Genomic DNA, 7,136 nt, shown 5'->3' with positions numbered 1-7,136 from the left:
CGCAGCCCGGCGTTGGTGAGGGTGGTTCGGGCGCGTTCGGCATCGGCGGGCTTGACGAAGATGTCGACATCGTGGTCGGTGGCCGGTCCGCCGCGCGCGTACACCGCGCAGCCGCCCGCGACGGCGAACGGCACCCCGTCCTCCAACAGGGTGTTCACCACACGCGTGAGCGTGTCGAGCAGGCGGTGCAGGGCGACGACCATATTCGGGACCTACCCGGCGGGCGCGCGGTCAATCATGGTCGCGGGGCTCGTCGGCGGCGCGCAGCGAGCGGGTGGCGGGACCCTCCAGCAGCGCGCCGTCGTGCCGGAATCGCGACCCGTGCAGCGGGCAGTCCCACGACATCTCGGCATCGTTCCAGGTGAGAATGCCGCCCAGATGCGGGCACACCGCGGACACCCGGTGGGTGGCGCCGAAGGCGGTGCACACCCCGACGGGCGCGAGCCCGCTGCGCTCCACCCGGCCCTCGCCGTCGGCGGGCGGCCCGTCGCGGCGCAGCGCGTCGCGGATGCCGAAACCCAGCCAGCCGAAGGAAAGCTGGAGTGCGACAGCGCCATTGGCCTTCATAGCGGTCAGCGCGCCCGCGAGCTCGCGCGGCTGCCAACTGGCGAAGGTGTCCGCCCAGTGCGGCGGCTTGCCGGTCAGGCGGCCCACCAGCGCGCGGGCGGCCGCGACGCCGTTGGTCAGGCCCCACTTGGCGAATCCGGTGGCCACCAGCACCCGGTCGTTCCAGGGCAGCAGCGGTCCGACATAGGGCAGTTCGGCGATCGGATGGTAGTCCTGGGCCGACCATCGGAAGACCGGCTCGGCCCCGGGGAAATGGCGCTGGGTCCAGCGCACCACGTCGTCGGCGTGGGCGCGCGCCCGCTCGGTGCGGCCCACCCCGTGCCCGGTGCCGCCGACGAGCAGCAGGTCGCCGCGATCGGTGGCGATGGGGCGCAGGGTGCGCACGGGGGCGTCCGCGCTGATGTACATGCCGGTCGGGAAGTCGCCCGGCACGGTGAAGGCGGCGGCGTAGGAGCGCTGCGGCTCGAGCCGGGCGAAGAAGCCGCCGCGGTCCAGAATCGGCGTGCCGGTGGCCAGTACGACGGTGTGCGCGCTGAGGTCGCCGTGCTCGGTGTCCAGAATCTGGCGGTCGCCCTCGCGGCGCAGCCCGCGCACCCGGGTGTGCTCGAAGACGGGCACGCCCCGGGCCGCGAGATCGCGGGCGAGCGCGGCGATGGCGTCCATCGCGTCGAACTGCGCCTGCCCGTCCAGCCGTACCGCGCCGCAGTGCGGGAACGGGACGTCCAGGTCGGTGACGAATTCCGTGGGCAGGCCCGCCGTGCGGGTGGCCTCCAGTTCCGCGCGCAGGATCGGCACCGCCCGCTCGGTCTGGGCGTAGGTGTAGGCCGGGGCGGTCTGCACCGGGATGTCGTGATCGGCGCAGTAGCGCAGCAACCACTGTTTGGCCTCGCGATTGGCGTCCAGGTAGGCGCGCAGCACGCGATCGTCGTGGACGGTGCGAATGCGACTGGCCCGGGTGGCCTGCAGCAGGCTGATCTTCCCGGTGGTGTGGCCGGTGGTCACGCCACCGAGCCGGTCGGCCTCGAGGACCGCCACCTCGACCCCCTCCTCGGCCAGCAGCAGCGCCGTCACCAGCCCGGTGATGCCGCCGCCGACCACCGCGGTGTCGATCCGGCGGCCGGGATCGAGCGGTGGGAAGGTCGGCGGCCGGGCATCGTGCAACCAAATCGACGTCATACGGTCCGGATTGCCGTGACCCACCTCGTCAAACGGCGTGAGCGCGTGATTGGCCGCGATGGCGTGGGGTATGGCGACGGTACGAAAGGAGGCCGCGACCATGCCCAAGACCGATAAGCGTGGGGAACCCAAGAGTTCGGAGCTGCCCGGTACGCTGCGTCGCTCCGACAAGCATGCCCAGGAGATCTTCGCCGAGGCGCACGATTCGGCGTTGGAGCAGTACGGCAGCGAGCAGCGCGCGCACCGCGTCGCCTATGCCGCGCTGAAGCACTCCTACGAGAAGGTCGGCGATCACTGGGAGGCCAAACAGCACCGGGGGCCGTCGGATGAGCGGGCCGAACACGGTGGGCCGAATCCGCGCGGGGAGACCGCCGAGGGAGTGGACGCCAATGCGTCCAAACAGCATCTGCGGGAGATCGCCACGCGTCTGGAGATCTCCGGCCGCTCGAAGATGACCAAGGATCAACTCGTGGACGCCATTCGCAAATACAACGAGCGGGCGCGTCGCCGGGCGGGTGGCCGAAAAACACCGGAGGCGTCCGGTAGTCAGCGGTGAACGGCGAGCAGATGTGGAATTGGGAAGCACGGGGGGAAACCGAAGCCCAACGGTTGGACCGGAATTGGAACAGCCTGGTGCAGGAGGCGCGAATCGTCCAGACCGGTGTGCAATTGCTCACCGGCTTTCTGTTGATACTGCCCTTCCAGTCGCGGTTCGAATTGTCCGACCCGATGCGGATCGTGTATCTGGTGACGGTTTCGGCATCCATCACCGCCACCGTTTTCCTGGTGGCGCCGGTGTCCACGCATCGCCTGCTGTTCCGCCGCCACCGGCTCGACGAGGTGGTCCGCGCAGCGCACATCTTCGACCTGATCGGTGTGGCGCTGCTGGGGGTGGCGCTGACCGGCGTCGCGGTGCTGATCTTCGATGTGGCTGTCGGCACGCTGGCCGGAGTGATCGCGGGATGTGCTGCGGGCGCGCTGTTCGCGCTGGTCTGGGGCGTCTACCCGTGGATTCGGCGCGATGATGCCCGCGATGACGGGGATCACGCCGAATATCCTGAGCAGCAATAACTTTCGACGTGTTGGTGTTTCGAACCGGTGGTACCGGGTACCGCCGGACTGTCAGTGATTGATACCGACATTCTGGAGGTGAATGTCTTGTCCGAGCACGATAAGGGCGGATTCCGCGAAGGTGTCGAAGGCACCGTCGAAGATGTCAAAGGCAAGGCCAAGGAAGCCGCGGGTACGGTCTTCGGCAATGAGGACCTGCGCGACGAGGGCCGGGCACAGCAGGACCGTGCCGAATCGCAGCGTGACGCGGCCCGCAAGGAAGCGGAAGCCGAGAAGGAACGCGGCAAGGCCGCAATGGAAGAAAAGCGTCAGCAGGCATATCAGCAGGGACAAGACGACCGCTGACTGCCGTAGCAGTTCACACTGACGAAAGACGACGATTCGCCCGGCGAGATTTCGCCGGGCGTTTCGTTTCGTCGGTGGGCCGGTCCCGTCACCGACCGTCGTTGCCGGGCACTTCCGGATCGGAAGGAGGCTGCCCGGTGAGTTTGCGGCGCAGCAGCACCACGCCCACCAGCACCGCCAGTCCGATGATCACGAGTAGTTCCATACCGCGTCGATACCCGGAATTCGGGCGACCATTCGTCGTGCGCGGCAACTTTCCGTGGCGGGCGGCTGGCCTGCGCGAACGAAATCACCTGCGGTAGCGGGGCGTCGCGAGCAAACGGTGCGCCGTCGTGCCGATCGCCGCTGGGCAGTGACATATTCCATGTCGCGTGAAAGACTGGTTCCAGGTTGAGACTACAGCCGACCCGGTTCGTGTACGGGACCGTTCGCGGAGGACCGAGTGTCGGGCGCGTAGTAACGCCCTACCTCGCATGTCATCCGGCCTCATTGCCGAGGGGCCTCCGCACAGAACTGGAATATCCCCCTGACATGGGAGGTCTAGTCACATGTCTGCCACAGCAGTACACCAGCGCGGTGTCGATGCCGACACCGCGACGAACGGGTCGCGCGGCGACCGTTCCGACCACCTGTCGCCCTCGATGGACAGTCATCAGCGCACGTGCACGATCGTGCGGGTAGAAGGTGAATTGGATGCCGCCATCTTCCCCGAATTCTCCGAAGCGCTGGAACGGGCGGTGACATCCAGTTCCCGGGCGGTGATCGTCGATTTCCGGCAGACCCGCTTCCTGAGCATCGGCAGTGCCCTGAAGCTGGCCGGGGCCAAGGAGGCCGCCGTCGCCGGCGGCGTCGATCTCCGCGTGGTGGCCGCGCGGCGGGAGGTCGAGCGGGTGCTCGACGTGACCGGCGTGCGGCCGCTGTTCCATTTCTACCCATCGGTTCAGGCCGCGCTGGAGGCATGATCGCCCAGTGGATCCGGGTGGGACCGACACGCGCTCGGTCCCACCGATCCGCTCGCGTTTCACATCCTTGCGACGGATACTCGTGGAGTGACGCGCAGTGGCGAGGTGTCCGAGGACGAACAGACACTGGAGCAGGTCGTGGGCAGCGGCCGGGCCCAGAGCGTCGGGTCGTTCCGGTTCTGGTACTCCGATCAGCGTTGGGAGTGGTCGGACGAGGTGGCCGCCATGTACGGCTACGCGCCCGACACCGTGGTGCCGACCACCGATCTCTTGCTACGACACAAGCATCCGGAGGATCGAGCGCAGGTCGCCAGCGCCATCGCCCGGGCCGTCGAGAACCGCGAACCGTTCTGCAGCCGCCACCGTGTCGTGGCCGTGGACGGCACCGTACGCCACGTGATCGTGGTGGGTGATCATATGGTCGATGACGAGGGCACGGTCGTCGGCTCGTCCGGTTACTACGTCGATGTGACCGACACCCTCGCCGAACACCGGCGCGAGGCCCTCGACGACACGCTGCCCGAACTGTACCGGGCCCGCGCGGTCATCGAGCAGGCCAAGGGGGCGCTCATGCTGGTCTACGGCATCAATGCCGACCAGGCGTTCCGGGTGCTCACCTGGCGTTCACAGGAGACCAACACCAAACTCCGGACCCTGGCCCAGCGCCTCGTCGCGGATGTCACCGAGATGGGCGGCGCGGCGGTCGAATTGCGTACCGGCTTCGACCATCTGCTGCTGACCGCGCACGAGCGGGTCGAGGAAGGCTAGTTCGAGAATCCCCGGGTTTCGGGCGATGCGGACCGGGTACGTGCTGTAGCGGACACGTCCTCGGAAGGAAGGCCGACCCGTGACAACGTCGACGGCCCCGATATGCCGCGCATCTCCCTGGTGCCTCTTCGCGACTGTCGCACGCCGATCGCCGTCCGCCGAATCGGCGAGTGTTCGGCGATGATGGATCGGAACGGATGGGGTAACGGCCGGGCGCAGCGGGTTGCCGCGGGATGGCTCGGCGACGGACAGGCGGAGAGGCGCATGACTGAATGGATTTCTCGGGCGGCGACGGACACCACGGCGATCGGCATCCGGGTACCGGCGGATCTCGGACAGCTCACCATGCTGCGGGCGCTGGCGGAGACCGTCGCCCTCATCGCGGATTTCGCGCTCGACGAGGTGACCGATATCCGGGTGGCCCTGGACGAGGTGGCGACCTCGCTGATCATCGCGGCGGTGCCGGGCAGCGCGATCGACTGTGACTTCGACTACGACCGGGAGCGCATGCGGGTGCGGGTGCGTGCCGTCACCGTCGACGCCGACACCTTCGACGAGGGCGGATTCGGCTGGCACGTACTGGAGACCCTCACCGAAACCATTGAGGCACACCGCGGCACGTTCGACGACAAGACGGGTGGCTATCCGACCACCGTGGAGTTCAGCCGACTGCGGGGGGAAGCGGATGTCGGGTGAGGTTCGACGCCGTCGGCCGGGCGCGAGATCGCGCAGCCGCGGCGACAGCTACGACAATATCGAGCCGATGTTCAAGGAGTTGGCCGCCGTCGATCCGGCCGACCCGCAGCGAGAAGTGGTGCGCGAGAAGCTGATCGGTCGATGCATGCCGCTGGCCGACCATATCGCGCGCAGATTCTCCGGACGCGGTGAGAGTTTCGACGATCTGCTGCAGGTCGCACGGGTGGGGCTGGTGCAGGCGGTGGACCGCTTCGATGTGACGCGCGGTTCCTCGTTCCTGTCCTTCGCGGTGCCGACCATCATGGGTGAGGTGCGCCGCCACTTCCGCGACAACACCTGGGCGGTGCGGGTGCCGCGGCGCACCAAGGAGATTCAGCTGAGCATCGGCGGCACCATCGACGAACTCGCACAGCGGCTGGGGCGGATGCCCAAGGCCCGCGAGATCGCCGACAAGCTCGGTGTCGATCTGGTGGAGGTCACCCAGGCCCTCATCGCGGGCAACGCGTACCAGCTCTCCTCTCTGGACGCCGTCACCGGGGACGACAGCGAGAACACGCCGCTGTCGCTCATGGAGGTGCTCGGCGATGTGGAACCGCGCTACGACCGAGTGGACGAGTACCTGGCGGTGCGGCCGCTCATCGCCGAACTGCCCGATCGCGAACAACGCGTGCTCATCATGCGCTTCTTCGAGGCCAAGACGCAGGCCCAGATCGCCGAACGGCTGGGCATCTCCCAGATGCACGTCTCGCGCATACTCGCCAAGACGCTGACCTGGCTGCGCGAGCAGGCGTTGCGGGACTGACACGGGCCACGAGATCACGGGCCACCGCCTCGCGGGACCGAGGTCGGCCGCGCCCGGACGTACGCGACCGACCTCGCACGATGTCAGCCGATTTCGCGATGTCAGCCGATGCCGTGGTGTCAGCCGAGGTCGGGTGGCCCCACCGGCCGGGTGGGATCCGAAGGGTTCGGATCGGGCGTCCCCGGATAGGGCGGTTTCGGCTCCGGTTTCCCGGGATACGGCGGTTTCGGCTCCGGTTTGCCCGGATAGGGCGGCTTGGGCTCCGGTTTGCCCGGATACGGCGGTGTGGGCGGCTCGGGCTCCGGCAGCGGGGGTGTCGGCTCCGGTCGCGGGGGGTAGGGCAGCGGTTCCGGTTCGGGCAACGGCCGGGGTTCGGGCGTCGGCGGTACCGGGTCCGGAGTCGGTTGGGGCGGAACGGGTTCCGGCCGCGGGGGAATCGGTTCGGTCATGACGGCGTCTCCCTCTGCTCGCCTTGCTGCTCGCCGCGTTCCGGGCGGCCGCGCAGCCGTGGATCGTCCTCGGCGGGCAGTTCCGGATCGCGGGTGTCCTCGGCACGGTTGCCGCGCAGCGTGTCCTCCAGCTCGTGGGCGAGCTGGTCGTCGCGAGCGGCCCCGTGCTTGGTGTTGCCTCTCTGCATCCGAACCTCCTCGGGTGTCGAGTGTCGTGCTATCGCTGTCGCAGGAGTGCGCCGACGCCGTCCGGGAGCGACAGCTCTCCGGACACCGGCACGATGTCGCTGTCGCCCGCGA

At 68.4% G+C, this 7,136-nt stretch carries 10 protein-coding genes and 1 pseudogene; 7 read left to right on the top strand and 4 right to left on the bottom strand.

Annotated elements, in window-relative coordinates; translation table 11 throughout:
* Window positions 1–203, bottom strand: a pseudogene (locus tag QK444_RS29270) (hypothetical protein); the annotation flags it as partial.
* A gap of 28 nt (window positions 204–231) precedes the next feature.
* The gene (locus tag QK444_RS29265; RefSeq protein ID WP_282785355.1) at window positions 232–1,845 is read right to left on the bottom strand and encodes an FAD-dependent oxidoreductase; all 1,614 of its coding nucleotides are present in this window, start codon (window positions 1,843–1,845) and stop codon (window positions 232–234) included.
* Here QK444_RS29265 and QK444_RS29260 point away from each other — a divergent pair.
* The 7 genes from QK444_RS29260 (at window position 1,844) to QK444_RS29230 (ending at window position 6,387) form a co-directional block, all read left to right on the top strand.
* Entirely contained in the window at window positions 1,844–2,299 is a 456-nt protein-coding gene (locus QK444_RS29260) for a ChaB family protein (RefSeq protein WP_195145575.1), read from the top strand. The genes QK444_RS29265 and QK444_RS29260 overlap by 2 nt on opposite strands.
* An 11-nt stretch (window positions 2,300–2,310) precedes the next feature.
* Window positions 2,311–2,814 carry a DUF6328 family protein gene (locus QK444_RS29255; RefSeq protein ID WP_282785354.1) on the top strand — a complete coding sequence of 168 codons (504 nt, stop codon included), beginning with the start codon at window positions 2,311–2,313 and terminating at the stop codon, window positions 2,812–2,814.
* 87 nt (window positions 2,815–2,901) lie between these two features.
* Complete coding sequence (locus QK444_RS29250) at window positions 2,902–3,159, top strand: CsbD family protein (RefSeq protein WP_282785353.1); 258 nt, start codon at window positions 2,902–2,904, stop codon at window positions 3,157–3,159.
* A 641-nt stretch (window positions 3,160–3,800) separates the two neighbouring features.
* Window positions 3,801–4,121, top strand: coding sequence for an STAS domain-containing protein (locus QK444_RS29245; protein ID WP_282785352.1), 321 nt, complete (start codon window positions 3,801–3,803; stop codon window positions 4,119–4,121).
* An 87-nt stretch (window positions 4,122–4,208) separates the two neighbouring features.
* Window positions 4,209–4,889 (top strand): PAS and ANTAR domain-containing protein, encoded by a 681-nt coding sequence (locus QK444_RS29240; RefSeq protein ID WP_282785351.1) that lies wholly within the window; start codon window positions 4,209–4,211, stop codon window positions 4,887–4,889.
* Window positions 4,890–5,153: 264 nt separating this feature from the next.
* Entirely contained in the window at window positions 5,154–5,585 is a 432-nt protein-coding gene (locus QK444_RS29235; RefSeq protein ID WP_282785350.1) for an ATP-binding protein, read from the top strand.
* Window positions 5,575–6,387 (top strand): RNA polymerase sigma factor SigF, encoded by an 813-nt coding sequence (locus QK444_RS29230; RefSeq protein ID WP_195145578.1) that lies wholly within the window; start codon window positions 5,575–5,577, stop codon window positions 6,385–6,387. Before QK444_RS29235 ends, QK444_RS29230 begins: the two co-directional genes overlap by 11 nt.
* 119 nt (window positions 6,388–6,506) lie before the next feature.
* Here QK444_RS29230 and QK444_RS29225 read toward each other — a convergent pair whose 3' ends face one another.
* Together QK444_RS29225 and QK444_RS29220 are read right to left on the bottom strand one after the other, a co-directional pair.
* Window positions 6,507–6,836 (bottom strand): hypothetical protein, encoded by a 330-nt coding sequence (locus QK444_RS29225; RefSeq protein WP_282785349.1) that lies wholly within the window; start codon window positions 6,834–6,836, stop codon window positions 6,507–6,509.
* Window positions 6,833–7,024 carry a hypothetical protein gene (locus tag QK444_RS29220; protein WP_029932329.1) on the bottom strand — a complete coding sequence of 64 codons (192 nt, stop codon included), beginning with the start codon at window positions 7,022–7,024 and terminating at the stop codon, window positions 6,833–6,835. Before QK444_RS29220 ends, QK444_RS29225 begins: the two co-directional genes overlap by 4 nt.
* Window positions 7,025–7,136 lie beyond the last annotated feature (112 nt).

Origin of the sequence: Nocardia sp. CC201C, assembly GCF_030010695.1 — a bacterium.
Lineage (GTDB): Bacteria > Actinomycetota > Actinomycetes > Mycobacteriales > Mycobacteriaceae > Nocardia > Nocardia otitidiscaviarum.
This window is presented reverse-complemented; position numbering and strand designations above follow the sequence as displayed.